Annotated in this window: 23 protein-coding genes; 9 read left to right on the forward strand and 14 right to left on the reverse strand. The window is 56.2% G+C overall.

Going from position 1 to position 24,758, the window contains the following annotated elements:
* Positions 1 to 19 precede the first annotated feature (19 nt).
* Positions 20 to 1,522, reverse strand: coding sequence for a DUF2125 domain-containing protein (locus NWQ23_RS13105; RefSeq protein ID WP_306166822.1), 1,503 nt, complete (start codon positions 1,520 to 1,522; stop codon positions 20 to 22).
* A 129-nt stretch (positions 1,523 to 1,651) separates the two neighbouring features.
* Between NWQ23_RS13105 and NWQ23_RS13110 the strand changes: the two genes are divergently transcribed.
* From NWQ23_RS13110 to NWQ23_RS13125, 4 genes are read left to right on the forward strand one after another with little or no spacing between them, the layout of a single operon-like run.
* Entirely contained in the window at positions 1,652 to 2,401 is a 750-nt protein-coding gene (locus NWQ23_RS13110) for an SDR family oxidoreductase (protein WP_306166881.1), read from the forward strand.
* Positions 2,398 to 3,006 carry an enoyl-CoA hydratase/isomerase family protein gene (locus NWQ23_RS13115; RefSeq protein ID WP_306166823.1) on the forward strand — a complete coding sequence of 203 codons (609 nt, stop codon included), beginning with the start codon at positions 2,398 to 2,400 and terminating at the stop codon, positions 3,004 to 3,006. The genes NWQ23_RS13110 and NWQ23_RS13115 overlap by 4 nt, the downstream gene beginning before the upstream one ends.
* Positions 3,007 to 3,064: 58 nt before the next feature.
* Positions 3,065 to 4,372: a mechanosensitive ion channel family protein gene (locus NWQ23_RS13120; RefSeq protein WP_306166825.1), complete on the forward strand. Its 1,308-nt coding sequence runs from the start codon at positions 3,065 to 3,067 to the stop codon at positions 4,370 to 4,372.
* Positions 4,369 to 5,547, forward strand: coding sequence for a TIGR03862 family flavoprotein (locus tag NWQ23_RS13125; RefSeq protein ID WP_306166826.1), 1,179 nt, complete (start codon positions 4,369 to 4,371; stop codon positions 5,545 to 5,547). The genes NWQ23_RS13120 and NWQ23_RS13125 overlap by 4 nt, the downstream gene beginning before the upstream one ends.
* On the opposite strand, the gene NWQ23_RS13130 is transcribed toward NWQ23_RS13125, so the two are convergent.
* Complete coding sequence (locus tag NWQ23_RS13130; RefSeq protein ID WP_306166827.1) at positions 5,517 to 6,179, reverse strand: hypothetical protein; 663 nt, start codon at positions 6,177 to 6,179, stop codon at positions 5,517 to 5,519. The two genes, NWQ23_RS13125 and NWQ23_RS13130, sit on opposite strands and share 31 nt — an antisense overlap.
* Before the next feature lie 413 nt (positions 6,180 to 6,592).
* Here NWQ23_RS13130 and NWQ23_RS13135 point away from each other — a divergent pair, with 413 nt between their 5' ends.
* Positions 6,593 to 6,796, forward strand: a complete 204-nt coding sequence (locus NWQ23_RS13135) for a hypothetical protein (protein WP_306166829.1) — start codon at positions 6,593 to 6,595, stop codon at positions 6,794 to 6,796.
* Between the two features lie 67 nt (positions 6,797 to 6,863).
* Here the strand turns inward: NWQ23_RS13135 and holA are convergent, their stop codons facing one another.
* The 5 genes from holA to NWQ23_RS13160 form a co-directional block, all read right to left on the reverse strand.
* A complete protein-coding gene (gene holA / locus NWQ23_RS13140; RefSeq protein WP_306166830.1) occupies positions 6,864 to 7,886 on the reverse strand; it encodes a DNA polymerase III subunit delta in 1,023 nt (340 codons plus the stop codon).
* The gene (gene lptE, locus NWQ23_RS13145; protein WP_306166831.1) at positions 7,883 to 8,368 is read right to left on the reverse strand and encodes an LPS assembly lipoprotein LptE; all 486 of its coding nucleotides are present in this window, start codon (positions 8,366 to 8,368) and stop codon (positions 7,883 to 7,885) included. Before lptE ends, holA begins: the two co-directional genes overlap by 4 nt.
* Complete coding sequence (gene leuS / locus NWQ23_RS13150) at positions 8,358 to 10,889, reverse strand: leucine--tRNA ligase (RefSeq protein WP_306166832.1); 2,532 nt, start codon at positions 10,887 to 10,889, stop codon at positions 8,358 to 8,360. The genes lptE and leuS overlap by 11 nt, the downstream gene beginning before the upstream one ends.
* A 78-nt stretch (positions 10,890 to 10,967) precedes the next feature.
* Positions 10,968 to 11,312 carry a DUF3576 domain-containing protein gene (locus tag NWQ23_RS13155; protein WP_372340133.1) on the reverse strand — a complete coding sequence of 115 codons (345 nt, stop codon included), beginning with the start codon at positions 11,310 to 11,312 and terminating at the stop codon, positions 10,968 to 10,970.
* Between the two features lie 205 nt (positions 11,313 to 11,517).
* The gene (locus NWQ23_RS13160) at positions 11,518 to 12,666 is read right to left on the reverse strand and encodes a porin (protein ID WP_306166833.1); all 1,149 of its coding nucleotides are present in this window, start codon (positions 12,664 to 12,666) and stop codon (positions 11,518 to 11,520) included.
* A gap of 226 nt (positions 12,667 to 12,892) precedes the next feature.
* Here NWQ23_RS13160 and NWQ23_RS13165 point away from each other — a divergent pair, with 226 nt between their 5' ends.
* Both NWQ23_RS13165 and NWQ23_RS13170 read left to right on the forward strand, forming a co-directional pair.
* Complete coding sequence (locus NWQ23_RS13165; protein WP_306166834.1) at positions 12,893 to 13,546, forward strand: YggS family pyridoxal phosphate-dependent enzyme; 654 nt, start codon at positions 12,893 to 12,895, stop codon at positions 13,544 to 13,546.
* Complete coding sequence (locus tag NWQ23_RS13170; RefSeq protein ID WP_306166835.1) at positions 13,543 to 14,187, forward strand: RluA family pseudouridine synthase; 645 nt, start codon at positions 13,543 to 13,545, stop codon at positions 14,185 to 14,187. The genes NWQ23_RS13165 and NWQ23_RS13170 overlap by 4 nt, the downstream gene beginning before the upstream one ends.
* On the opposite strand, the gene NWQ23_RS13175 is transcribed toward NWQ23_RS13170, so the two are convergent.
* The 3 genes from NWQ23_RS13175 to NWQ23_RS13185 form a co-directional block, all read right to left on the reverse strand.
* The gene (locus NWQ23_RS13175; RefSeq protein WP_306166836.1) at positions 14,184 to 14,780 is read right to left on the reverse strand and encodes an alpha/beta hydrolase; all 597 of its coding nucleotides are present in this window, start codon (positions 14,778 to 14,780) and stop codon (positions 14,184 to 14,186) included. The two genes, NWQ23_RS13170 and NWQ23_RS13175, sit on opposite strands and share 4 nt — an antisense overlap.
* Before the next feature lies 1 nt (position 14,781).
* Positions 14,782 to 15,711 carry a VOC family protein gene (locus NWQ23_RS13180; RefSeq protein WP_306166837.1) on the reverse strand — a complete coding sequence of 310 codons (930 nt, stop codon included), beginning with the start codon at positions 15,709 to 15,711 and terminating at the stop codon, positions 14,782 to 14,784.
* A gap of 95 nt (positions 15,712 to 15,806) precedes the next feature.
* Positions 15,807 to 17,246: an aldehyde dehydrogenase family protein gene (locus NWQ23_RS13185; RefSeq protein WP_306166838.1), complete on the reverse strand. Its 1,440-nt coding sequence runs from the start codon at positions 17,244 to 17,246 to the stop codon at positions 15,807 to 15,809.
* 125 nt (positions 17,247 to 17,371) lie between these two features.
* Between NWQ23_RS13185 and NWQ23_RS13190 the strand changes: the two genes are divergently transcribed.
* Positions 17,372 to 18,025, forward strand: a complete 654-nt coding sequence (locus NWQ23_RS13190; protein WP_306166839.1) for a peroxiredoxin — start codon at positions 17,372 to 17,374, stop codon at positions 18,023 to 18,025.
* A gap of 63 nt (positions 18,026 to 18,088) precedes the next feature.
* On the opposite strand, the gene NWQ23_RS13195 is transcribed toward NWQ23_RS13190, so the two are convergent.
* Both NWQ23_RS13195 and pnp read right to left on the reverse strand, forming a co-directional pair.
* Positions 18,089 to 18,682 (reverse strand): hypothetical protein, encoded by a 594-nt coding sequence (locus tag NWQ23_RS13195; RefSeq protein WP_306166840.1) that lies wholly within the window; start codon positions 18,680 to 18,682, stop codon positions 18,089 to 18,091.
* Positions 18,683 to 18,884: 202 nt separating this feature from the next.
* The gene (pnp, locus tag NWQ23_RS13200; protein WP_306166841.1) at positions 18,885 to 21,017 is read right to left on the reverse strand and encodes a polyribonucleotide nucleotidyltransferase; all 2,133 of its coding nucleotides are present in this window, start codon (positions 21,015 to 21,017) and stop codon (positions 18,885 to 18,887) included.
* Between the two features lie 294 nt (positions 21,018 to 21,311).
* On the opposite strand from pnp, the gene NWQ23_RS13205 reads away from it, so the two are divergent.
* Positions 21,312 to 23,588, forward strand: a complete 2,277-nt coding sequence (locus NWQ23_RS13205) for a methyl-accepting chemotaxis protein (RefSeq protein WP_306166842.1) — start codon at positions 21,312 to 21,314, stop codon at positions 23,586 to 23,588.
* 254 nt (positions 23,589 to 23,842) lie between these two features.
* Here NWQ23_RS13205 and rpsO read toward each other — a convergent pair whose 3' ends face one another.
* Complete coding sequence (gene rpsO, locus NWQ23_RS13210) at positions 23,843 to 24,112, reverse strand: 30S ribosomal protein S15 (RefSeq protein WP_055295077.1); 270 nt, start codon at positions 24,110 to 24,112, stop codon at positions 23,843 to 23,845.
* A gap of 152 nt (positions 24,113 to 24,264) precedes the next feature.
* Positions 24,265 to 24,758 (reverse strand): calcium-binding protein (locus NWQ23_RS13215; protein ID WP_306166844.1); only part of this gene is annotated, 494 nt, incomplete at its 5' end.

Below are 24,758 nucleotides of genomic sequence, written 5' to 3' on the forward strand. Positions count from 1 at the left end.
CCCCGGTTCTTGAACGGGTTCAACGTACCCGATTGCCGTTCACACGGACCTGACCGCCGGCATCGATCTCGACTGAGGTTTCCATCTGGTCATCACCGGTCGCACGGGCAAACATGCCCACCATCATCCGTGCGCCCATCACGTCTTGCTCTGGTACCAGCCCCATCGCCACTAGATTGTCGAGCAGGCCGTTAAAGCCTGTGATCTCGACTCTTGCTTCGCCTTCTGGGCGCGGCAAGGGCGCAAAGCTCTGCATGTCTGTGTTGTCGAATGTAAATGCCCCGCTGCCAGAGACCTGCGCACCCGCCGCATCAATGTTGAGTGTTTCGAGGGTCACCTCTGAAAGCTCGAAAGGCATTTCGGCGTTCTCGAAGGCGTCTTGCTGTGCCGGATCGAACATATCGTAGAGCGATTTGGCTTTACCAGCGAGTGCGATCTGGATCGTTGCTGGATCGCGCGGCAAGACATTGCCGGCATCGAACAGATCCCAGATAGCGTCGCTGATTGACAGATCGACCATGTCAAGGTTGAACGCAAAGTCAGAGGGTTCGTCTGAAGCCCCTGTAGGCATTTGGAAACCTGCACCGTACTCGGCAAGATTGATCTCGATCGGGAGAGGAAAACCACTGGAAAGGAAACTGAGCGCAACATCAACTGTGTTGCTGCTGTAGCCGAGCGCCGTGCTGTTCATTTCACCGGTAAAGGTCGAAGTCCCCGTGCTCATCGAACCAGAGGTCTGATCCCCATCGGCGTTGATGTCGAACACAAAGTCGCCGCTGTCGATCGTATAACCGCCCGCAAAGGCAAAGCCCGCATTGATCATGGTGTCAGGGTCTTCGAAATTGGCATCCAGCGGCAATGTCATTGCGGCTTGGGTTTGCATGTCGACCATTCGGCCGCCAGCAGTGACATATTCGCCGTCGCCACCCGGAATCTGAAAATCAACCAAAAGATCAATCGATGCAACCGTGCCGCTGTAGGTGATATCGCGCATCTCGCCAACTGCGGTCTGGTATGACAGCTTAAGATCGTTGGCTGCGACCTCTACATCGCCGGTAAAGGTCACATCGGCGTCGACGACGTCGCGCAGCGCAACCTTGTACTGACTTGCCGTAATGTCGTAATCCAAAGCATCCGCATCACCGCTGACGATCATTTCCATATTCTGCTGGCTGATGTCGATCGTGATGACGACGCCATCTTCGCCTGTGACCGTGACGGGATAGCTTTCGTCCATCGTGACACGGACCGTACCGTCCGACTGCTCGTTAAAGGTAATCGCGCTCATCAGTGTTTCAGCGACGATGTCATCATCCGAGAATCTGATGCCAAGATTGCGCACGGTAAGGGTACCGCTTGACGTTTCCTCTGCGCCGATGGTCACGCTGCCTTCGCCGTATTGGGCAAGCTGAGACTGCCAGTCTGCCCAAACCTGCGCCGCCGTCACTTCGGCATGCGCCGCGCCGCCAGCGATCAACGCAGCGAGGCAAACAGCGCTGCGCATTCCTGTTGAGTTGGTCATTCAAATTCCCTTTCGTTATGCATCTTTCGGATCGGACCGTGGTTTCCTACTGTGAGGTTCAAGGTCGATAGTTTCGATTCACTTAGTATCTATCCCAAACATAGTCTGAAAGGGACCAGAGTGGAAAATATCAATATGAACGGTAAGACGGTTCTTATCACGGGTGCAAGCCGTGGCATTGGTGCGGCAGCGGCCTATGCTTTTGCCAAAGCTGGGGCCAACGTTGCTTTGGTTGCGCGCAGCACCGATGACATCGCCGAAATTGCTGGCGAAATTGGTGAAAAAGCGCTCGCGATTCCGTGTGATGTGGCGCGCTATTCTGACGTGGCCTCTGCGGTTGCCGCGACAGCGCAGACATTCGGCGGTTTGGATGTGTTGATCAATAATGCCGGTGTCGTTGATCCGATCGGGCACTTGCAGGACACGGACCCGCAAGTGTGGTCACGCACGATCGACATCAACGTCAAAGGGGTGATGCACGGGATGCATGCCACGATGCCGGGCATGATTGCACAAGGCCACGGGACAATCATCAATATCTCGTCAGGTGCGGCCCATGGGCCGGTAGAGGGCTGGTCGGCCTACTGTAGCTCCAAAGCGGCGGTCTATATGCTGACCCGCGCTGCCGACAAAGAATCGCGCGACAAGGGACTGCGCATCATGGGGCTTTCGCCCGGGACGGTGGCGACCCAGATGCAGCGCGATATCAAGGCGTCGGGAATGAACCCTATTAGCCAATTGGACTGGTCTGTGCATATCCCACCAGAGTGGCCTGCGCAGGCCTTGGTCTGGATGTGCACGCCAGAGGCAGACGCTTTCTTGGGTGATGACATCAGTTTGCGCGAAGACGACATTCGCAGGAAGGTCGGCCTGATATGATCCGTTGCGCCCAAGAGGGCGATACCTGGGTCGTCACCATTGATCGCCCAGAAAAAGCCGGGGCGCTGACACGTGAAATGCTGGTTGAACTGGCCGAGATTGCGACAAACGCGCAAACGGCCAAACTCTTTGTGCTGACAGGCACTGGCCGTGTTTTCAGTGCTGGCGCCGATCTGGATGCCGCCCGGGCTGGGTTGGCAACCGATCCGGTCTGGGAGCGGCTCTCTGGGGCGATTGCAGCACTGCCTGGCTTGAGCATTGCGGCGCTGAACGGGACTGTAGCCGGAGGTGCCTTCGGGATGGTACTGGCCTGCGACATGCGGATCGCGGTCCCTGAAGCCAAATTCTTTTATCCTGTCATGAAGCTCGGCTTTCTGCCGCAACCTTCCGATCCGGGGCGTCTGGTGGCTTTGATCGGTCCGGCGCGGGCCAAATATATCTTGATGGCCGGTCAAAAAATAGCGGCGGTTCAGGCAGAGACATGGGGTCTTGTGGATCAGATTGTTGATGCCGACGATCTGATTGCCACTGCCAAGATGCTTGGCAGTGACACGCTCGCGGCTGATCTGTCACATATTGCAGCGATCAAGGGCATGACGGCTTAGGCTTGTTTCTTGCAGAGGTGCACGGCAAAAGAAATCAAACTGTAAGGGTAAGACGTGCATGGAGCCGAACACACTGATGGATCAGGCGCAAAGGGCTTTTGATCAGGCCTTGGAGCTGGCGCAGGATTGGCTCTTGTCTCCTGCTGCTTGGTCTCAATTTGCATTGCTGATCGGGGCCTATCTGCTGGCACGTCTGGCAAACCGGATCCTTGCTCCGCGCCTCACAAGGTTACTGACGCCAGATACCGCAAATCAGACTTTGCTTGCAAAATCGCGCCGGTTTGCGCTGATCTTCTTGCCTTTGCTGCTGCCTTTGCTGGCCTACGGTTTCACAGCGATCGGCGAGGCAGTGACACGGTCGCTGTTTGGGTCGGGTGCTGTCATTGCCTTTGGCAAACGGGTGTTCTTGTTCCTTGCGGCGCGGGCGTTGGCCAAACATATCGTCACCGACCCCTTCTTGCGGGTTCTGGCGAGGTTTGTCTTGGTTCCGGTCGCCGCGCTTTACGCGGTTGGGTTTCTCGATGAGGTGACCACTGCACTGGATCAGGCGGTGGTGAGCCTTGGGAATATCAGTTTCTCCGCGCTAAGCATTGTCCGTGGCGTTATCGCGGGGAGTATCCTGTTCTGGTTCGGGCAATGGTCCAATTCGCAATCCTCGGCCTATATCGAACAACAGCCCATGCGCCCTGCAATCCGGCAGTTGGCGATCAAGTCATCCGAGTTCGCGATCTTTGCTGTCGCCTTCCTTTTGTTGATGAACATCATGGGGATCAGCCTGAGTTCACTGGCGATCATCGGGGGTGCCATCGGTGTGGGTCTTGGTTTTGGCCTGCAAAAGATCGCATCGAACTTTATCTCTGGCGTGATTTTGATGGTCGAGGGTCAAGCGACCGTGGGCGATTATGTCGAGCTTGATGGTGGCGAGGCCGGAACGATCATCAAGATGACGGCGCGCGCTACGATCCTCGAGACATTCGATGGACGCTGGATCGTTGTGCCGAACGAAGATTTCATTACTACGCGCGTCACCAATTACTCTGATTCCGGGTCCGCCAACCGGCTCGAGGTGGCTTTTTCCGTTAGCTACGACACTGACATCAATAAAGTTCCCGCGATTATCGAGGCGGCGGTTGCCAAGCATCCAGAGGTTCTAACAGAACCTGAAGGGCCCGATTGCGAATTGCGCGGTTTTGGCGATAGCGGAATCGATTTCTGTGTCGAGTTTTGGGTCAATGGGATCGATGACGGGAAGAACAAATACTCGTCTGACGTTCTTTTCCTTGTCTGGAATGCGTTGAAAGACAATGGCATCGAAATCCCGTATCCGCACCGTGTGATCGAGATGAAAGGTCCAATGCCAACGTGACCGATGCCGTCGTCATCGGTGCGGGACCCGCCGGGCTGATGGCGGCCGAGCAATTGGGCAAAGCAGGGCTCGAGGTCTTGATTGTTGATGCCATGCCGTCATTTGGCCGCAAGTTTCTGATGGCCGGGAAATCCGGCTTGAATATCACCAAAGCAGAGCCCGCATCGGCGTTTCTTGCCGCTTATGGCCAGCCGATGCCGCGGGCTCTTGCCGCAGCCTTGAATGCCTTTGGTCCTGATGATGTGGTGGCTTGGACCCAGGCGCTCGGGCAGTCCGTCTTTACCGGGTCGTCCGGGCGCGTTTTTCCCAAAGCGATGAAGGCATCGCCGCTTTTGCGTGCTTGGCTGATGCGATTGGACGCTTCGGGCGTGCAGCGAAGGACCCGGTGGAACTGGCGAGGCTGGCATGGTGATGCGCTGGTCTTTGCAACTCCGGATGGCATGCAAACCGTTGCGCCCAAAGTCACGGTGCTGGCCCTTGGCGGGGCAAGTTGGGCACGACTGGGTGCAAACGGGCATTGGGCGGCATATCTGGACAACGCTGTCGCGCCATTTGCCCCGGCGAATATGGGTTTTGATGTGGCATGGTCGCCCCATATGACTCCCTTTCTGGGGTCGCCGGTCAAGTCTGTTGGACTGAGCGCGGGCGGGCAGACGACACGGGGTGAATTTGTTGTTTCAGTGCGTGGGATAGAGGGTGGCGGCATTTACGCCATGTCGCGGGCGATGCGCGAAGGTGCGACGTTGACGCTTGATCTCTTGCCTGACTGGCCGCTCGAAAAGGTGCGGCAAGCCTTGGCAAAGCCGCGGGGTAAAGCCAGCGTTACAACCCATCTACGCAAAGTCCTGCGGTTTGATCCGCTGCGCGCGGCGCTCTTGTCTGAATTTGGCAGGCCCTTTCCCGATGATCTGGCCCCCTTGATCAAGGCGCTGCCCGTGCGCCACCAAGGGCCAAGGCCGATCGACGAAGCAATCTCGACGGCAGGTGGGGTCCGGTTCGAGACGCTCACCGATGATCTGATGTTCAAAACCCGCCCCGGCGTTTTCTGCGCCGGTGAGATGCTGGATTGGGAGGCGCCGACAGGCGGCTACCTGATCACGGCCTGCCTTGCGACAGGGCTGGTCGCGGGGCAGGCAGCGGGTCGCTATGCGATCAACCTCAACTCTGGCTGCTGAAGCCGATAGAGGCTTAAGTCGGACCAATAACGCTCTTTGATGAGTGCGGCGCTGGTTGCGTCATAGCGTGACATTTCGGGGAACTGAAACATCTCATGATCGCTGGCGCGGCATCTTAAATTCAAAGGAATACCTTGGCTGCGCAAGATTTGCTGCAGTTGGTCCGGACTTTCCAACGGGACCAGATGCGTGACCTTTTGGCCAGCCCAGGCCTGCGCAGACCAGGCCCCAAAGCGCCGCCACCTTGCCCCGCGGGAATACCCTGCTCCGGGTCCGCTCGCCCGCGTGTTTTGCAGCCAATGCGCAAATGTCGGATCACTGCCCCCAAGCGCGCGCCGCATCTGCCAAAGTGGATCAGTCAACGCAATACGGTCATAGAGCTTGACCATGCGTCTGAATGGATTTTGGATTATCGCAATGCTTGTATAGAGGCTGTATGGCTGGCCTATCATATCAAAGGCCAGCTCTGCCTCTGCCGGTGACATGCCATAGAAAAAGTGGGTTTCCGTACTACTTTTCCTGTTTCGTGCCGTCGGTTGATCCAGCCAAGGTTCCAAGCGGTGACCCAGCCAATTGCACGCACCCATGGGGTCGGGGAAGATCACAAATCGATGTTTATGCGAGACGAACATGAGGATGATTTGATCGAATAACCTTAATGTTTGGTTTATCGGCGCGGTATGGGACGGTTTTCACACCATCTTTGCGCCAGGGGTCATTTTTGTGTTGGCAATGGCGAACACAATTTGAACAAGTTTGTTGCATTTCGGCATCGCTCGTCAGATTCCAGAACGGCAAACGAGGGTCCAAAGGGCGGCTTTTTTCTTCTTAATTTTCCTTATTTTCCCAATGATTATTGGGTAAATCGGCCAGTCGCACGTTTGCTCTTTTGGGTATCTTGAAGGCCTTCACCAAAAGTCCCTGCCAAGATCATGTTCCCTGATCAAAAAAGTACTAGGATTCTTCGCGCGAGCCTGATTCAATGGAAATATGCGGACCGGTCACGTTTTGACCTCACCGCCCCGTGCATGAATGGAGTACCGATATGCGCTTTACAACAACTCTTGCAGCTGCAGCTGCTATCGCAGTTTCCGGCGCTGCTGCCACCGCTGGTGGCCTGAGCGAGGAAGTAATGGAAGCCCCTGTAGTGATGGTTGAACCAGCACCTGCAGCGTCTTCAATCAGCCCAACATACGTCGTATTGGGTGTTCTTGCTGCGCTGTTGATCGCTGCAGCAGCTGCTGAATAAGCTAATCTAGATCTTTGATCTTGTTGGAAGGTGGGCTTTGGCCCGCCTTCTTTCGTTTTGAAGCCCCTTAGCGCCGTGCCATGATCGCCAGCCTGATGAGGGTACGCTCCATCAGCGCGTCGGGCGGTGCTGTATTGGCCGAGCGAAGCTGTAGATCCACATCCGTCAGCGCGGTGAGAGCTTTCTCCAGCCGGTCTCGACCCCATTGGCTGGCCTGACGGGCAACCTTATCCCGTCTTGGCCCGAAGACGGGCGGCACGAGCCGTCCAAGCCCAGCAGCAACCCCTCCCGGATCAGATGCAACGACATGCAGGCGGCGGAAATGCCGCGTGGCGCCAATGCAGAGCGTCACAGAGGTCACACCCTGTGCATGAAGGTTGCGCAACATAGGCCCCAGTCTTTCGGTTTGGCCCATCGCCACAACCTCCAATACGTCGTCAATGTCCACCTCTGCGGACTGCGGGGCGTTGGCGGTGATATCCTCAATGCTCAGCGGCGTTTCATCGCCGTACTTGTAGAGGCTGACTTTTTCGAGCGTCTGGCGAAAATCGCCCGGCTCAAGTGTGCTGGCGAGGACCATCAGCATCTCCATCACGTCACGGTTTGGCTGAGCCACCCCGGCGTCACGCAAAGCTTGCTCGATGTCGGCCATCGTTGGTGGATCATCGTACAACCCGATCGCTACAGAGTTGCCGTGGCCTTCGACTGTTTTGCGTAATGTTGATTTTGCTGTCAGCTGTCCTGCGGTAATCACAAGCTGGGCATCCCCAGCCTGCCAGTCACTAAGCGCGTCGGCGATCACCTTGGCCGTACTATCGGCAGCATCTTCTACAAAGGCCACGCGATGACCGGGAAAAAACCCCTGTGCCTTTATGGCGTCATTCAAAAGGGCAGGGTCCTTGCGCAAGTCAGTTGCGTTTATTCGCGTCAGCCGCATCTCTTCTTCGCCCTGAGGGCCCACAAGTGCTGCAATCACTTGCTGGCGCTTGTCCGCGACGCGCATCGGGTCCGCGCCAAAAATCAAAAGCGCTGTATGCCTGGGGTCGGGCTTGCGGAAATAGCCATTGGCGCTTGCGCCTGTCAGCTTCATGACGCCGGCTCTGGAGTCAGGACAAGAATGCGGCTGACAATCATGTCTGCCAGAATGACGGCAAGCCGTGCTTCGGCGTCATCCTTGGTTGATTGCGTGGCAACGGTAGAGCTTGTTGCCGAGTAACTTGTGAAAGCCTCGACCTCGCCTGCTCCAATCCGAGACCCGGTCGCATTCTCGGTGAGGGCCCATGTCGCCCGGCCAATTATGTTGAACCGTGTATTGGCCCCGTCCGAGGTGATCGCCGCTGTTCGCTGGCTTTGGCTGACGCGGGCAGAAAGTTGATAGCGCGGCGCGGTGCTTTGGCCCAGCCGTGTTTCAAGCCTTTCGCGCAAACGAAAGCCGGCGACCGTATCATTTGCAGTGAAAGAGATCTGCCCGCGCAGTGCGGCCCCATCGCTATAGACAGGCACAAAGCCGCAGCCCGAGAGGGCCAGCAGCCCCGCAAGCAGGATACGGCGGGGGATGCGATCAGATGACAATGTTCACAATCCGCCCCGGCACAACGATCAGTTTCTTGGGCGCGGCCCCCGCGAGTGCATTTTGAACGACATCAAGCTCCATGACGATCTCCTCCACCGCTTCCTTGGATGCATCTGCAGCAACGTTGATTTCAGCACGTCGCTTGCCATTGATCTGGATTGGCATTGTCACGGTATCTTCGACCAACATCGCGGCGTCCGCAACAGGCCAAGGTGCATTGGCGATCAGGCCGTCACCGCCTAACATGGCCCAGATCTCCTCGGATAGATGCGGGGTCATCGGGGCCATCAGTTGCGCCAGAACCATGGCCGCCTGCCGTTTGGCCAGACCGCCCGCCTTGGATTTCGCCAGCAGATTGGTGAAAGCATAGAGCTTGGCAATGGCGGCGTTAAAACCGAAGGTTTCGACCCCCATAGTCACGTCATGAATGGCCTTGTGCATCGCGCGGATCAGATCCTCATCACCTGAACCGGCCTCATCCGTTAGTCCGGCAATCTCTGTCGCAATCCGGTGGACACGGTTCAGGTGCTTGTAAGTTGCCTCGGCCCCCGAAGCGGTCCATTCCACGTCACGCTCTGGCGGGCTGTCGGACAGCACAAACCAGCGGGCGGTATCGGCCCCGTATCGGGCCAGAATATCGTCAGGGTCGACGACGTTCTTTTTGGACTTTGACATTTTCGCAGAGGGGATGATCTCAACCGTTGTGCCATCTGCCAGCTTGCCGTCCGTCACATCCTCGGGCAGGTGATAGACAGGGCGGCCTTTGTTGTCGCGGGTCTGGTAAATCTCGTGCGTGACCATCCCTTGGGTGAACAGCGCATCAAAGGGCTCGATCGCACTGTCGGGCAGGTGGCCCGTGATCTGCATCGCGCGGGCAAAGAAGCGGCTGTAGAGCAGGTGCAGGATCGCGTGTTCGATGCCACCGATGTACTGGTCGACGTTCATCCAATAGGCGGCATCCTCGGCCACGGTCGGCGTTTCCGCATGCGGCGCAGTAAAGCGGGCGTAGTACCAGCTGGAATCCACGAAGGTATCCATCGTGTCCGTCTCGCGCTGGGCCGGTTTGCCGCAGGACGGGCAGGCGCAATCGCGCCACGTGGGGTGGCGGTCAAGCGGGTTGCCGGGGACATCGAATGTGACGTCATAGGGCAGCTCGACCGGCAGATTTTCCTTCTTTTCGGGCACGACACCGCAGTCGCCACAATGGACAACCGGGATCGGGCAGCCCCAATAGCGCTGGCGGGACAGGCCCCAGTCGCGCAGGCGGAACTTGGTGACGCCCTGGCCCCAGCCGGCGGCTTCGGCAAAGTCGATGGTGGCGTCAATCGCCTCTTGGCCTGTGGCCACATCCAGACCTGCGAAATGGTCGACCCATTTCACCTTTTCGGTCTTGGCGGGTACGAAAGCCTCTGTTCCCACGGGCTTTGCATCATCCAGCGCAAAGAAGGTGTCAATAACGGGCAGGCCATATTTGCGTGCGAAATCAAGGTCGCGCTGGTCATGCGCAGGGCAGCCAAAGATCGCACCCGTGCCATAGTCCATGAGAATAAAGTTCGCGATATAGATGGGCAGATCAGGCTGGCCCGCAAGCGGATGCTTGACGGTCAGGCCAGTGTCATAGCCAAGCTTCTCGGCCTTCTCGATCGCTTCGGCGGTGGTGCCACCTTTACGACATTCCGCGCAGAAGGCGGCGACCTTTTCGTCTTTTGCTTCAAGCTCCTTCGCCAGCGGATGATCGGGGGAAATGCCGACGAATGACGCGCCCAGCAGGGTGTCAGGCCGCGTCGTATAGACTTCAATCTCGCCACCATCGGTGCGGGTAAAGGCAAACTGCAAGCCCCGTGACTTGCCGATCCAGTTGGCCTGCATCAGCTTCACTTTGGCAGGCCAGTTATCCAGCGTATCCAGCGCGTCCAGCAATTCCTCGGAATAGTCGGAAATCTTGAAGAACCATTGTACAAGCTCGCGACGTTCGACTTCGGCACCAGAGCGCCAGCCTTTGCCGTCGATGACCTGTTCGTTTGCCAGAACGGTCATATCGACAGGGTCCCAGTTGACCACGGCTTTCTTGCGGTAGATCAGACCCTTGGACAGGAAATCGATGAACAGCGATTGCTGCTGCCCATAGTATTCCGGATCGCAGGTCGCGAACTCACGCGACCAGTCGATGGACAGGCCCAGCGGTTTCATCTGCGCGCGCATATCGGCGATATTCTGGTAGGTCCAGTCCTTGGGGTGACCGCCCGAGGCCATTGCCGCATTTTCCGCAGGCATCCCGAAGGCATCCCAGCCCATCGGATGCAGGATGTTGTGCCCTGTTGCCAGCTTGTAGCGCGCGATCACATCGCCCATCGTGTAGTTGCGCACATGGCCCATGTGGATGCGGCCCGAGGGATAGGGGAACATCTCTAGCACATAGTACTTCGGCTTGTCGGCGCTGCGTTCCGCCTTGAAGGTTTCAGCTTTGGCCCAGGCGGCCTGCCATTTCGCCTCGGTTTCGGCGGGGGTGTAGGTGGTCATAAGTCAGGGTCTTTCCAAAAAGCGAAACGCCGGGCGCAGGGGCCCGGCGGTATTCATAATCGGGCAAGGGGCCGATGGCTATAGGGCGCCGTCAGCAATCCGGAGTTGGCGGGCGCGGTCAAGGATCGCATTCTCAACAGCGCGTTGGGTTTCAAGCGCGACGGGGCCGCTGGTGGTCAAAAGGCTCAGGTTGAGCGAGCGGGCGTCCATCGCCGGGTCACTGACCTGAACAGTCGCGCGATAGGCGCGGCTGCCGCCGGGGGGCGTGCCAAAACCTGTGGTGATTACACCTGTGAAAGGATCAGCCGATTCCACCGGCAGGAAGCTAAGGACATCCAAAGACGCAGCCCAGAGATAGCGGTTCACGGCCACGTTTTCGGCGCCGCGCGGCGTGGGGGCAGTTCCGCTGCCACAGGCGACCAATGCGCCCAGTACCAGAACCGAAAGCGCCTTGCGCCATATCGTCGAAATCAAAGTCAAACCACTTCCCCTTAGCCGGGTGAACCACGTTGGCGAAATATGTAGCGAAGGGGCGGGCGTGTCACAAGGGACTATGCGCAAAGGGCATTGCACAAAAGCAAAGAGCGACCCCAAGGGGCCGCTCTCGCATTCAGTTCTTCAACTTCGATTAGAAGGAGAAGGAAACCTGTACAGTTGTACCAACTTGGTAGTCTGGACCACCAACTTCGTCGTCACCGATTGCGCCAGCAGTTTCTGCTTCAGCATAGGAGATCAGCAGCTCTGCGCCGCCGCCCAGGTCATAAGTACCTGCAACGTAGAAGTCTGTGCCGTTGTTTGCAGCAGTTGCGTCATCAGACTGGTCGTACAGACCAGCAAGAACTGTCAGGCCATTGCCAACGTCATAAGAACCGTCGAGGCCAACTTTGTTCACGCCTTGGTCGTAATCGTAGTCCAGAGTAACTGCGATTGGGCCGTCGGAGTAAGCAACAGTTGCACCGTAGTTGTCTTCGTCGGAACCATCGTCTTCAGACACGTAGTAGACAGTGGCTGTGACTGGGCCGAAAGGATATGCAACCTGGATACCTGTCGAGTTCTCGTCAATGGTCTCGTTAGAAGCATATGCCAGAGTGATGTCTGCACCTGCAACGCTTACGCTAGCAGAGATACCGAAGATTTCGGAGTCGTTGAAGTCACCGTTTGCAGCCGAGAAGTAAGGAGCAAAGGTTGACTCTTCCTGATATGCAACTGCGAAGCCGAACATACCCAGATCGCCAGAAGCACCGAAGGACAGTTGGTCGTAGTCTTCGTCTGTGTCGACAGAAACACGGGCGCCGGCAGCATTGGTCAATGCAAGCGAGATCGATGCTTCAATGCCAGCAACTGTTACGTCGCCACGCAGAACGTTTTCGCCGTCTGCTTCAGAGAAGCCGTCTGCTTCCATGTCGCCAGCGGATTTCCACTGTGTTTCAGCAGCGAAAGATGTGTCGCCCAGATAGAGACCAGCGGAATCTGTAGTCAACGACAACAGAACGTTGTCAGAGACAGTTGCCTGACCGTTGGTTTCGTCAGCAATGTCGAATTCCCACGTTGCGGATGCTGTCACGCCGTTGTCGAGCGCTGCAGTACCAGTGACGTTCAGGTCACCTTCCCAGTAGAAACCGTCGTTGTCGCCGATTACGACTGCATCGTCGTTATCATTGTCGTCGTTAAAGCCCAGTGTGAAGTCGCCGCTAAAGCTTACGCCAGCGTGTCCATCAGCAAAAGCTGCGCCAGCAAATGCGACGATAGCTGTTGTTGTAAGAAGGATGCTTTTCATGGATATTTTCCCTCGTGTTATGCATTCCCAAGAATGCCAGTTTTCCTAGCATTGCGGAGTAACTGCTCCCAACTGCGCGCACACTCAAGAGAATTGGGGCGACAAAAGGGCTGTTTGGTGAAAATGATGCATCAAGGACACACAATTTTTTGGGCCATGACATCCCTTTCAAATCGGCTTATTTCAGGCCGAAACCTAGCGTGATCCTTATTTTCAGGAGCCTTCCATGCCACTTGCTGAAATTCAGGCCCGTGTGAACGCTGCCTGTGATGCCGCAAACCGTCCAATCTCTGATGTGAGCCTTATTGCGGTGTCCAAAGTACAGCCAAATGAGCGAGTCGCGGCGATCTTGGAACAAGGCCACCGGATCTTTGGCGAGAACAAGGTGCAGGAAGCTGCCGGCAAGTGGCCTGCTTTCCGCGAGACCTATGAGGGCATCGTGCTTCATTTGATCGGTCCGTTGCAGACCAATAAGGCCAGACAGGCGATGGAACTGGCGCAGGCGATCCATACCCTTGACCGTCCAAAACTTGCCACGACCATCGCACGGCTGGCACAAGATATGGGGATGTGTCCCGATCTCTTTATTCAGGTCAATACCGGAGAAGAGCCGCAGAAAGCGGGCGTTCTGCCAAGCGAAGCGGATGACTTTGTCGCCGAAGTGCGCGCGCTGGACTTGCCTTTGAAAGGTCTGATGTGCATCCCACCTGTTGACGAGGAACCTTCGCTGCACTTTGCACTGCTGGCCAAGATCGCGGCCCGCAACGGGTTGTCGGGCCTGTCGATGGGGATGAGCAGTGATTTCGAAAGCGCGATTGCCTTGGGCGCGACCCATGTCCGCGTCGGCTCTGCCATTTTCGGTGAGCGTGTTTACGGGTGAGTGATTACGCCCCACCGCAAGTCCCGCTTCAGATTCTGCATGACGATCATCAGGTCCTGCTGGTCGATAAGCCCGCCGGTCTGTTGTCTGTGCCCGGCAAGGGCCCGGAGCTTGCCGATTGTCTGCTGTCTCGGGTGCAGGCCGCCTTTCCGATGGCCCTGCTGGTCCACCGTCTGGACCGCGATACATCCGGCGTAATGATCTTTGCCTTGACCCCGCACGCCCAGCGCCATCTGGGTCTGCAATTCGAAAACCGCCAGACCAAGAAAACCTATATCGCCCGTGTCTGGGGCGAAATGGCCGAGAAGACCGGCACGGTCGATTTGCCTTTGATCGTGGATTGGCCAAATCGCCCCAAGCAGATGGTTGATCATGAAAACGGCAAACCTGCGCAGACAGACTGGCGCGTGGTGCGCGCCAAGCTCGGTGAAACGCGGGTCAAGCTGATGCCACGCACGGGCCGGTCGCATCAGTTACGTGTGCATATGCTGGCCTTGGGTCATCCGATCTTGGGCGATCCGTTCTATGCGGAAGGTCCGGCGCGGGATTACCCGCGCCTTATGCTGCATTCCGAAACATTGCAGTTCCGCCACCCTGACGGGGGTCAGGGGATGCGGGTGACCGCAAAGTGTCCGTTCTAGCCTCCTAGAAATCCTGCAATCGCGTCGATCTCTGATTGTTCGATCCCGTGGCCGCCAGAGTGCCAATGCACGCTGACCTCAGCGCCTTGCGCTCGCAAGTATTCCACAAAGCTTTGTGTCAGAGATGCGGGGCAAATGGGATCACGCTGACCAGCCGTAATCAGGATCCGCCGCCCTGCAAGGCCAGCTTGCGGCGCAGGGGACCAAGGGATCAGCGGATGCATCAGGATCAGGTCATCCACCAGATCTGGGTGCTCCAACGCAACAGCCGCCAGAATATTGGCCCCGTTCGAATAACCCAGTCCGATGGTCCTGGTGGCACCGGTCTGTGCGATTTCGTCCTTGATAAAGGCCGCCATCGCAGTGGTGCGCGCGGCAAGATCTTCCATGTCATAGACGCCCTCGCCGGTGCGCCGGAAATACCGCAGCGCCCCGTGTTCGGACACATCGCCGCGCGGCGAAGTCACATGCGCCTGCGGTGCCAATTGTTCGGCAAAGCCATGAAACTGCGCCTCGTTACCGCCGGTGCCGTGGAACGTCAGGAACAGCGGAGCGCCCGCTGTTCCCTTCGTGCGTTTCGCAACATAGGTCATTTTAACCCTCAAGCGGTTGCAGATAGCCTTCAAGACGGGCGCGCAAATGCTCGTGCTGACTTGGCAGCTTCAGTGCCTCGCCCAGATGCGCTGTGTCCTCGTCGCGGTCAAAGCCGGGCTCGTTCGTTGCGACTTCGAACAACACGCCGCCGGGGGTACGGAAATAGATCGCATAGAAGTAGTCACGGTCGATGACAGGCGTCACCTGATAGCCGGTGTCTAGCAGCGCCTCGCGCACTTCCAACTGGCGCGCACGGTTTTCCACCGCAAAAGCCAGGTGGTGGACAGAACCCGCACCTTGAGCCGCAAAGCCCGCTGACGGCAGTTCTTCCAGATCAATCGTGTTGGCGTCATTGCCGCCCGGCACGATAAAGCGAGTCACATTGTTTTCCGTCTCTTGCTTTTCGTAACCCATGAACTGCAACAATTCAGCGCTGGCGCCCGCATTCTTCAAACGCATGTCTGCAGATTGGAATCCGCGGATACCGATCTCTGCGCTCACGCCATTGCCGGTCCATGGTGTGCGGTCGTCATCACTTTCGACCAATGCGAACTGGTCACCGTCAGGTCCATCGAACAGAACGCGCTTTTGACCAAAGCGGATATCTTGCGACACGCCTGCCACGCCGAATGTGGCAAAACGGTCAAGCCATGCTTGGGACGTTCCTGTCGGAATGCTGAAAGCCGTGCGGCCAACCTCGCCGATGCCTTTCGACCCGCGCCGCGCGTTCGGAAAGGGGAAATAGGTCATCACGGTGCCGGGTGTTCCTGCCTCGTCGCCATAATACAGATGATAAACGTCGGGCGCGTCAAAGTTCACAGTTTTCTTCACGCGGCGCAAACCGAGTACGTTTGTGAAAAAGGCGTTATTCTCGCGCGCATCGCTGGCCAGCGATGTAACGTGGTGCAGGCCCTTGATCTGTTTAATCATGTCACTCTCCTTTTCGTTGGAAAGCTACATAGCCTTAAATCAAATGCACGAAAGCCCCATGGGCGCACTATTTTCGTGCGCCCATGCACATGACACTATTCTGCGGCCCAGCCGGAGATCGCCTTGGCCTCGAGGAATTCTTCGATCCCCCAGACACCGCCTTCGCGGGCGCGGCCAGACATCTTGACCCCGCCAAAGGGTGAACCGGCCGCACGCGACTTGCCGTTCATCTCGACCATGCCAGAGCGCAGCGCCAAAGCCATACGGTTGCGCCGTGCGCCATCTTGGGACTGGACATAGTTGGTCAGTCCGTAGGGCGTGTCATTGGCGATTGCGATCGCTTCTTCTTCGGTATCGAAAGGAATGATCGACAGGACAGGCCCGAAGATTTCTTCACGCGCAATACGCATCTGGTTGTTCACATCAGCAAAGACCGTGGGGCGCACATAGTATCCGCGGTTCATCCCTTCGGGCAAGCCAGGGCCACCCGCCACAAGGCGCGCACCTTCATTGATGCCAACCTCGATCATTTCCTGAATCTTGGTCCATTGGGTCTTGTTCACCACAGGGCCGATATGGTCACCGGGTTCAGAGGCTGGGCCAACGGTGATCTTGGAGGCGACTTCAGCAGCCGTTTCAACGGCCTGATCATAAATCGACCGTTCGACCAGCATCCGCGTCGGGGCGTTGCAGGACTGGCCAGTGTTGTTCATGCAGTGGATCACACCGCGCTTTACCGCCTTTTCGTCTGCATCCGCGAAAATCACGTTCGCGCCCTTGCCGCCCAATTCCAGCGTGACGCGTTTGAGCGTTTCAGCCGCCGCAATCGAAATGGCTTTGCCCGCGCGGGTCGATCCGGTGAAGCTGATCATCGCCACGTCCTCATGGCGCGACAACTGGTTGCCGACACCCAGGCCATCGCCGTTCACTAGGTTGAAAACACCCGCGGGCACGCCGGCATCATGGACGAATTCCGCGAAGAGAAGCGAAGACAGCGGCGCTTCCTCGGATGGCTTCAGCACCATCGTGCAACCGGCCAGCAGCGCGGGGATTACTTTCAGTGTGACCTGGTTCATCGGCCAGTTCCACGGTGTGATCAGTCCCACAACACCAATCGGTTCCATCGAGATGCGGTCGTTCGGTGCGTGAGGGCCAAGAGGGCGCAGCCAGGCGATTTCCTTCATGGCTTCAAGCGAATTCTCCAGATGCCAAGGCAAGCAGGGCGCCTGATCGTCGCGCGACATGTCAATCGGTGCACCCATCTCGAGGCTGATGGCTTGGGCCATTTCCTCTTTGCGGGCCTCATACTGAGCAAGGATCGCTTTGACATAGCCTGCACGGGTTTCAGGATCAGTCGCGGCCCAAGCGGGGAAGGCGGCATTGGCCGCGGCAACTGCCGCGTCTGTATCCGCCTGATCGCCCAGTGAAATAATGGCACAGACTTCCTCGTTGGAAGGGTTAATGACATTGTGATCATGTGCTTTCGCCGGGGCGACCCAAGCGCCATTGATATAGAAATTGCGGTTCTCGATCATCGCGTTTCTCCCAAAGGTTTTCGGGATTCTTGTCGCATTGCCACGGCGCAGACGCAAGCCACGGTGGCAAGTGCAGGGCGAAGTGCCTATATGGAATTTATCCAATGCAACAAAGGAATATACCCATGGGCTTGCGCATTAACGACACGATTCCAGATCTCACCGTTGAAACGGATCAGGGCACATTGTCCCTGCATGAATGGATAGGCGATAGCTGGGCCATCCTGTTTTCCCACCCCAAGGATTTCACGCCGGTCTGCACCACAGAATTTGGTGCCGTTGCCCAATTGGCTGACGAATGGGCCGCACGCGGCACCAAAGTCATGGGCATCAGTGTTGACGGCGTGGAAGAGCACAAAAAGTGGAAGGGCGATATCGAAACATTCGCCCATGCCAAGGCTGGTTTCCCGATTATCGCTGACGAAGATCTGACCGTCGCCAAGGCTTTCGATATGCTGCCTGCCGACGCCTATCTGCCCGACGGGCGCACGCCAGCAGACAGCGCAACTGTGCGTGTTGTCTTTATCATTGGCCCCGACAAGAAATTGAAGCTGTCGATGACCTATCCAATGAACGTGGGCCGGAACTTTGCCGAGGTCCTGCGCGCGCTGGACGGTCTGCAAACGGCGGCGCGTGAAGGGGTGGCAACACCTGCGAACTGGAATGTGGGCGATGATGTGATCATTCCGGCGACTGTCAGCAATGAAGATGCAAAGGCAAAGTACGGAGACTTTACAACCGTGTTCCCTTACCTGCGGACCACGCAGCTTAAGGGTTGATGGTCAAGAAAAAGATAAGGCCCCGGACCAACGCCGGGGCCTTATCTGTTTGAAGCTGCGCGCTTAGTATGTGTAGCTGACGGCGAAGCCGATGAACGGGAAAACAGGAATGTCGGACAGATCGGCATTGATGTCGTCAATGTCAGCCTGAACAGCCGGAGTGGCATCGTCTGACGAAGCTTCCAGTGATGAAACGATGACGCCGATGTCGCCTGATATCGACCAGCCCTGCGCAATTTCTGCACTAAAGCCAGTTGTTATCAATGGCGCAACTTCGTTCTCGAAAGCGATCTCGCCTTCATATGTGCCTGAACCTGAATCGAATGTTCCGGTGACATCGCTGTTTGAAAAGAACAAGCCACCAGACACACGCCATGGGTTGGCAAATGGGTAATAGTCGGCGAGCAGAGCTAAACCGCCAAGATTGGCTTCGCCATCGACGGTTTCATCTTCAACTTCGATTTCATCGTTGATGCTGAAGCCACCCATGATCATGCCGCGCACTGACAGGGTTGGACTGATGCTGTATTCGCCTTCGAGTGAGTAACCAAAGTTCGTGACACCGACGCCGACAGATAGTTCACCCATGTCCTGTGCGCTGGCCATTGCGCCAAACGTACAAAGAGCAGTTGCAGTGAGAAGTGTTTTCAAATTCATTTGTGTCCCTCTTCCAAATTATTGATCCATAATCTTAGGATCACATGAAACTATAAGATGAAGTTTACGTCATGGAAGTCACACAACTGAATATTTTTCAATTTCCCATGTTGGGAACGCGCCGGTTCCAAGTGCTGGATACAAAACACCCGGCCACATGGACCGGGTGTTTCTGTCGTATTCAAAATGGAAGTAGCGTGACTTATTCTGCCACTTCTTCTTTCGCCAGTTCTTGACCTGTTGCCTGATCGACCATCTTCATGGCCAAACGGACCTTGCCGCGATCATCAAAGCCCAAAAGCTTGACCCATACTTCCTGACCTTCCTTGAGGACGTCGGAAGGATGGTTCAGCCGCTTGTTCTCGATCTGGGACACATGGACCAGACCGTCGCGCTTGCCAAAGAAGTTCACGAAAGCGCCAAAGTCGACCAGTTTCACAACTGTGCCTTTGTAAATTGCGCCTTCTTCTGGTTCGGCCACGATGGAATAGATCATGTCGTAGGCTTTCTTGATCGCCTCGGCATCGTTGGATGCCAGTTTGATCACGCCGTCGTCATTGATATCGACTTTGGCACCAGAGACTTCGACGATCTCGCGGATGACCTTACCGCCGGACCCGATGACTTCACGGATCTTGTCGACAGGGATCTGCATGGTTTCGATCTTGGGTGCGTGGACGCTGAATTCCTGCGCGCCGGTGAGCGCTTTGCTCATCTCGCCAAGGATATGCAAACGGCCAGCTTTGGCCTGCTCAAGCGCCTTTTTCATGATCTCTGGCGTGATGCCTGCGATCTTGATGTCCATCTGCAAGGACGTGATCCCGTTTTCGGTACCCGCAACCTTGAAGTCCATATCACCAAGGTGGTCTTCGTCACCCAGAATGTCGGACAGAACAGCATATGATCCGTCTTCTTCCATCACCAGACCCATGGCCACACCGGCAACAGGGGCTTTCAACGGCACACCTGCGTCCATCATGGACAAAGAACCACCGCAAACAGACGCCATCGAAGACGAACCGTTTGATTCAGTGATCTCCGACACAACGCGGATGGTGTAAGGGAAGTCTGTCGGCGCAGGCAGCACAGCCTGAAGCGCACGCCATGCCAGTTTGCCATGACCGATCTCGCGACGGCCCGGGCCAGATACACGACCAACTTCACCGACCGAATAGGGAGGGAAGTTATAGTGCAGCATGAAGTTGGATTTATACATGCCGGTCAGCGCGTCGATCATCTGTTCGTCGTCGCCGGTGCCCAAAGTGGTCACAACCAGACCTTGGGTTTCGCCGCGTGTGAACAGGGCCGACCCGTGAGTCCGTGGCAGGATGCCAGTTTCAGAAACGATCGGACGGATGGTATCGAGCGCGCGCCCGTCGATCCGCTTACCATTCTTGACCACATCGCCGCGCAGAACGCTGGATTCCAGCTTTTTCAGTGCGGAACCAAGGTTGCCGTCTTCTTTCTGCTCGTCGGTCAGTGCCTCGACAATCGCAGCTTTCGCCTCTGCAACAGCTGTGGTGCGCTCTTGCTTGTCGGTGATCGCATAAGCGGCACGCATCTTGTCTTCGCCAGCCGCTTTGACAGCGGCGGACAGGTCCGAGTAATCGTCTGGCTGGAACTCGAACGGCTCTTTGGCACAGGCTTCGGCCAGATCAATGATCAGGTCGATGACGGGCTGGATCGCGTTGTGCGCAAAAGTCACCGCGCCCAGCATTTCATCCTCGGACAGCTCGTAAGCTTCGGATTCCACCATCATCACGGCGTCTTTGGTGCCAGCGACAACAAGGTCCAAACGCTGCTCTGGGTTCATGCGCAGATTGTGCATGTCGTCGATTTCAGGGTTCAGGATGTATTCGCCATCCACGAAACCAACGCGGCATGCGCCGATCGGGCCCATGAACGGTGCGCCTGAAATGGTCAGCGCCGCAGAGGCTGCGATCATCGCAACCATGTCGGGGTCATTGACCATGTCGTGGGACAGCACGGTGCACATCACCAGAACTTCGTTCTTGAAGCCGGGCACGAACAGCGGACGAATTGGGCGGTCGATCAGGCGGGATGTCAGCGTCTCTTTTTCTGTGGGACGCGCTTCGCGCTTGAAAAAGCCGCCAGGCACTTTACCCGCGGCATAGTATTTCTCTTGGTAGTGGACGGTCAGCGGGAAAAAGTCCTGCCCCGGCTTTTGGGTCTTGGCGAACGTGACGTTTGCCATGACGCTGGTTTCGCCCAGCGTTGCGATGACAGAGCCATCGGCTTGGCGGGCGATCTTGCCCGTTTCCAGTGTCAGCGTTTCCTCGCCCCACTGGATTGATTTCTTCACTTCATTAAACATGCATGTTTTCCTAGTTGGCCCTTTTGGCGGCCTTTTGCGTAGGGGGCGTATTCCCCCTCATCCCGATATCTTATTTGTCAGGCGCTGGGATGCGGGCGCCGGTCTCTCAAGATTTGCGGGCCATACCGCAGATTTGGGTCTTTGGGAAGGGGTGCCGCAAAAGCACGTTGCACCTTGACCCCAAAACCTTCGGATCCGGCTGAATAGCGGTCTTAAGTGAATTTAAACTGACTGCCTATACCAGTTGGCCAAACGATCCTCACCTATCGCGTCATTATCCAAAGGACTTTTGCTATGACTACAACTTGGGACGGCAAAAACCGCCGCAACATGTGGCGGCGCATGAAAATCAGATACAAGTTTCCTATCTTGGTCGCTGTGCCGACCTTGGCCGTGCTGATCGCAGTATCGACCTTGTCTTTCCTCAAGGCGCGCAGTGCGCTGAGCGAACAGCGATCATTTTCATTCGAACAGCTGTTTGAAAAGCAGTCAGAAGCATTGTCTATCTGGCTTGCAACCGCCCATCGAGATGTTCAAGGCTTGGCAGTCGGGAAAGCCACGCAAGATGCGATCATGGCCTTTGGTGACGGTTGGACAGCCTTGGAGGGCGACCCAACACAAACTCTGCAGCGCCTTTACATCACTGAAAACATCCATCCTGCGGGGGAAAAGGATCAGTTGATGGCTGCGAATGATGGTTCAGTTTGGTCTGCTGCGCATGGGGAATACCACCCGGGTTTTCGAAGCTTGCAAGTCCTGGGCGGTTACTATGATCTGTTTCTTTTCGATCTGGATGGAAATCTGATTTATTCGGTCTTCAAAGAATCCGACTTTGCAACTAATTTCCGGAACGGCAGGTATGCAGAAAGCGGGTTGGGCATGGCATTCAAGACCGCCGTAGCACTGCCCGCAGGGCAAACGTATATGACCGATTTTGCGCCCTATGCGCCGAGTTTTGGGGCGCCAGCCAAATTTGTTGCCACACCTGTCTTTGATCCCTTGGGAAATCGGATCGGTGTCGTGGCCTTACAGCTAGCAGTGGATCAGATTGGGCAGATTCTTTCAGATTCTCCGGTCTTGGGCGAAACTGGCCAGATCTACGCTGTTGCAGAAGATGGAACTGCGCGGTCCATGTCGCTCAAGACAGGCGGCCACGAGATTTTTGACCAACTGCCGAACTTGCCGCAGATTATGTCCGCCCGCAATGAGGAAGAAACCAAGCTTTACGGCGTGACAGGATTGTCAGGTGAACAGGTCGTTGCTTACACGAAAGTCATAGAAATCTTTGATGAAAAATGGCGACTGGTGCTTGAGCAAGACTTGAAGGAAGCCAACGCGCAAATAAATGACCTTTTGTTCCTCGCCGCTATTCAAACCGGTATCGTGTTTGTCATCATCATTGGCCTCGGCTACGGGATTGCCAATACGTTGACGCGTCGGATTGTGCGTCTGGCGAATAGTGTAAATGGTCTGTCCGACGGTGATTTGGAAAGCATCGTTTCAGAGACAAAGACCGGTGATGAGCTTGGAGATATTGCCCGTGCTCTCGAAAACTTCAAAAACGACCTCGCCGCAGGCAAGAGAGCTATCGATGCGCAACGGCAGAGTGCTGAAACGCAGAGCCAAGTCATGGAGAAAATAGGCAAAGCATTGGCAGCTTTGTCGGAAGGGGCGCTCGACTGCGCGATCAAGGATAGATTTCCGGAAGAATTTGAAGTGTTGCGCAACAACTTCAATGAAACTCTTTCTGCGCTGAGTGGCATCGTTAGAAATCTGCAGATCAATGCCCAGCAGATAAATGTTGATGCGCAAAAACTCAGTGATGGTACAGCGAGTTTGTCACAAAGGACCGAAAACCAGGCTGCGACACTGGAAGAGACGGTGGCCGCCATGCACGAAATTGGCAATAGCGTAACAAAGACTGCTGCGGGCGCACGCGAAATTGTCAATGCAATCGACAGCACCCGTCTCGAAGCCGAGCGTGGAGAAGAAGTCGGGACACAAGCCGTGACGGCCATGAAAACGATCGAGGAGTCGTCAAAGCAAATTGGTAATATCGTGCAGTTGATGGATGACATCGCGTTTCAGACAAACCTCTTGGCGCTGAATGCGGGCGTTGAGGCCGCGCGCGCCGGTGATGCTGGACGGGGATTTGCAGTCGTCGCATCGGAAGTCAGGGCGCTGGCACAACGATCATCTGATGGCGCTTCGGAAATCCGTCGCCTGATCGTAGGGTCAAATGAAGAAATTGAACATGGCGTGAAACTTGTGTCCGACATGGGATCGGCAATCGAAGAAGTGCTTACGGGCGTCAATAAAGTTGCAAACCACATCAAAGAGATTGCCAATAGCGCGGAAGAGCAAGCAACGGGGCTATCGGAGATTAATGTCGGCATCGACATGCTGGACAAAGTTACACAGCAGAATGCAGCAATGGTTGATGAAAGTGCCGCATCTTCGCGTAAGCTGCAGGCCAAAGCGGGAGAGATGCAGAGGCTTGCTGCGCATTTCCATGGCAGCGGTTTGCAGACCGCCAGTGAAATGTCCGAACAGTTTGCTCTTGCAGGATAGCCGCGCACCAATCTCTGTCTCGGGCCCGGATGGCTTGAATTGATTTTGCGCCGGTCGATGTCTGAAAATTGCATCAGTTTAGGCGCCTGAAGCATGGTCGTAAGAGGGACGGAGGATCAAGCTTTACCAAAGCAGATGAAAGGTCTTGCGAAGAGATCCGTCTACAGCACGATCCTTTGTCTGAGATCTGGGTGGTGAATACGAAAAACGCCCGTCAATGACGGGCGTCTTTGCTTATTCGGTGACTTGCAGGCTTAACGGCGCAGACCGAGGCGTTCGATCAGGCTTTGGTAGCGTGCTTCGTCTTTGGACTTTGTGTAATCCAACAGTTTGCGGCGCAAAGCCACCATTTTCAACAGACCACGGCGACCGTGATTGTCTTTCTTGTGGGTCTTGAAGTGCTCTGTCAGCGTCGCGATGCGGCTGGACAGGATTGCGACTTGCACCTCGGGGGAACCGGTGTCGCCCTCTTTGGTTGCAAATTCCTTCATGATCCGTGCTTTTTCTTCGGCAGTAATCGACATCGGGGTCTCCTTATCTAGAGGGTTGATGGCGCGATCCGGGATGTCGTCCAGAAGGGCCCGTGGAGTGTCCGCCCAAGGGATTCCTTGCTCGGATGGGTGCGTTTAGGGGGAATTCACCCAAAAGAAAAGAGCTTTGTTGAAGTGTTTTGGACCTATCCCGAGATGCTTGAGGCGGATTGCAAAACAATCGACCCAGTATCCAGTTCAAACAGTTGTGGGAACGTCGCGATGATTTCGCCGTCCGCCAATAGGATGAGCCCGGCATCGGTTTGTTTGGTTGTCATGTTTGGAGGATCGCCTTGATAGACAATCTCGATCCTGTCTTCTTGCGCATCATAATCTTCGACGACCGCATTATTTTGGACAATGAGACTGAAAATATCAGCGCCGGTGCCGCCATTCAGAATGTCACCGTGATCCCCCATAAGGATGTCATTTCCTGCCCCGCCGTTGAGAAAGTCGACCCGATCGTCCCCGCGATCAAAGAGCAGGTCGTTACCGGGGCCGCCGTGGAGCGTATCGGCGCCAGCGCCACCGAAAAGCACATCGTCACCCATCGAGCCAAGCATGGTGTCGTTGCCGCTGTCGCCCATCAAGAGATCATCCCCGTCTCCCCCATTGAGCGCATCATCGCCGTCGCCACCGC

Source organism: Yoonia sp. (assembly GCF_030731595.1).
Classification (GTDB): Bacteria; Pseudomonadota; Alphaproteobacteria; order Rhodobacterales; family Rhodobacteraceae; genus Yoonia.

Bases quoted from the DNA above. Each gene is read 5' to 3' on its own strand.
- NWQ23_RS13105 (WP_306166822.1), bottom strand. From the start codon at position 1,522: ATGACCAACTCAACAGGAATGCGCAGCGCTGTTTGCCTCGCTGCGTTG.
- NWQ23_RS13115 (WP_306166823.1), top strand. From the start codon at position 2,398: ATGATCCGTTGCGCCCAAGAGGGCGATACCTGGGTCGTCACCATTGAT.
- NWQ23_RS13120 (WP_306166825.1), top strand. From the start codon at position 3,065: ATGGAGCCGAACACACTGATGGATCAGGCGCAAAGGGCTTTTGATCAG.
- NWQ23_RS13130 (WP_306166827.1), bottom strand. From the start codon at position 6,179: ATGTTCGTCTCGCATAAACATCGATTTGTGATCTTCCCCGACCCCATG.
- NWQ23_RS13135 (WP_306166829.1), top strand. From the start codon at position 6,593: ATGCGCTTTACAACAACTCTTGCAGCTGCAGCTGCTATCGCAGTTTCC.
- holA (WP_306166830.1), bottom strand. From the start codon at position 7,886: ATGAAGCTGACAGGCGCAAGCGCCAATGGCTATTTCCGCAAGCCCGAC.
- leuS (WP_306166832.1), bottom strand. From the start codon at position 10,889: ATGACCACCTACACCCCCGCCGAAACCGAGGCGAAATGGCAGGCCGCC.
- NWQ23_RS13160 (WP_306166833.1), bottom strand. From the start codon at position 12,666: ATGAAAAGCATCCTTCTTACAACAACAGCTATCGTCGCATTTGCTGGC.
- NWQ23_RS13165 (WP_306166834.1), top strand. From the start codon at position 12,893: ATGCCACTTGCTGAAATTCAGGCCCGTGTGAACGCTGCCTGTGATGCC.
- NWQ23_RS13175 (WP_306166836.1), bottom strand. From the start codon at position 14,780: ATGACCTATGTTGCGAAACGCACGAAGGGAACAGCGGGCGCTCCGCTG.
- NWQ23_RS13180 (WP_306166837.1), bottom strand. From the start codon at position 15,711: ATGATTAAACAGATCAAGGGCCTGCACCACGTTACATCGCTGGCCAGC.
- NWQ23_RS13185 (WP_306166838.1), bottom strand. From the start codon at position 17,246: ATGATCGAGAACCGCAATTTCTATATCAATGGCGCTTGGGTCGCCCCG.
- NWQ23_RS13190 (WP_306166839.1), top strand. From the start codon at position 17,372: ATGGGCTTGCGCATTAACGACACGATTCCAGATCTCACCGTTGAAACG.
- NWQ23_RS13195 (WP_306166840.1), bottom strand. From the start codon at position 18,682: ATGAATTTGAAAACACTTCTCACTGCAACTGCTCTTTGTACGTTTGGC.
- pnp (WP_306166841.1), bottom strand. From the start codon at position 21,017: ATGTTTAATGAAGTGAAGAAATCAATCCAGTGGGGCGAGGAAACGCTG.
- NWQ23_RS13205 (WP_306166842.1), top strand. From the start codon at position 21,312: ATGACTACAACTTGGGACGGCAAAAACCGCCGCAACATGTGGCGGCGC.
- rpsO (WP_055295077.1), bottom strand. From the start codon at position 24,112: ATGTCGATTACTGCCGAAGAAAAAGCACGGATCATGAAGGAATTTGCA.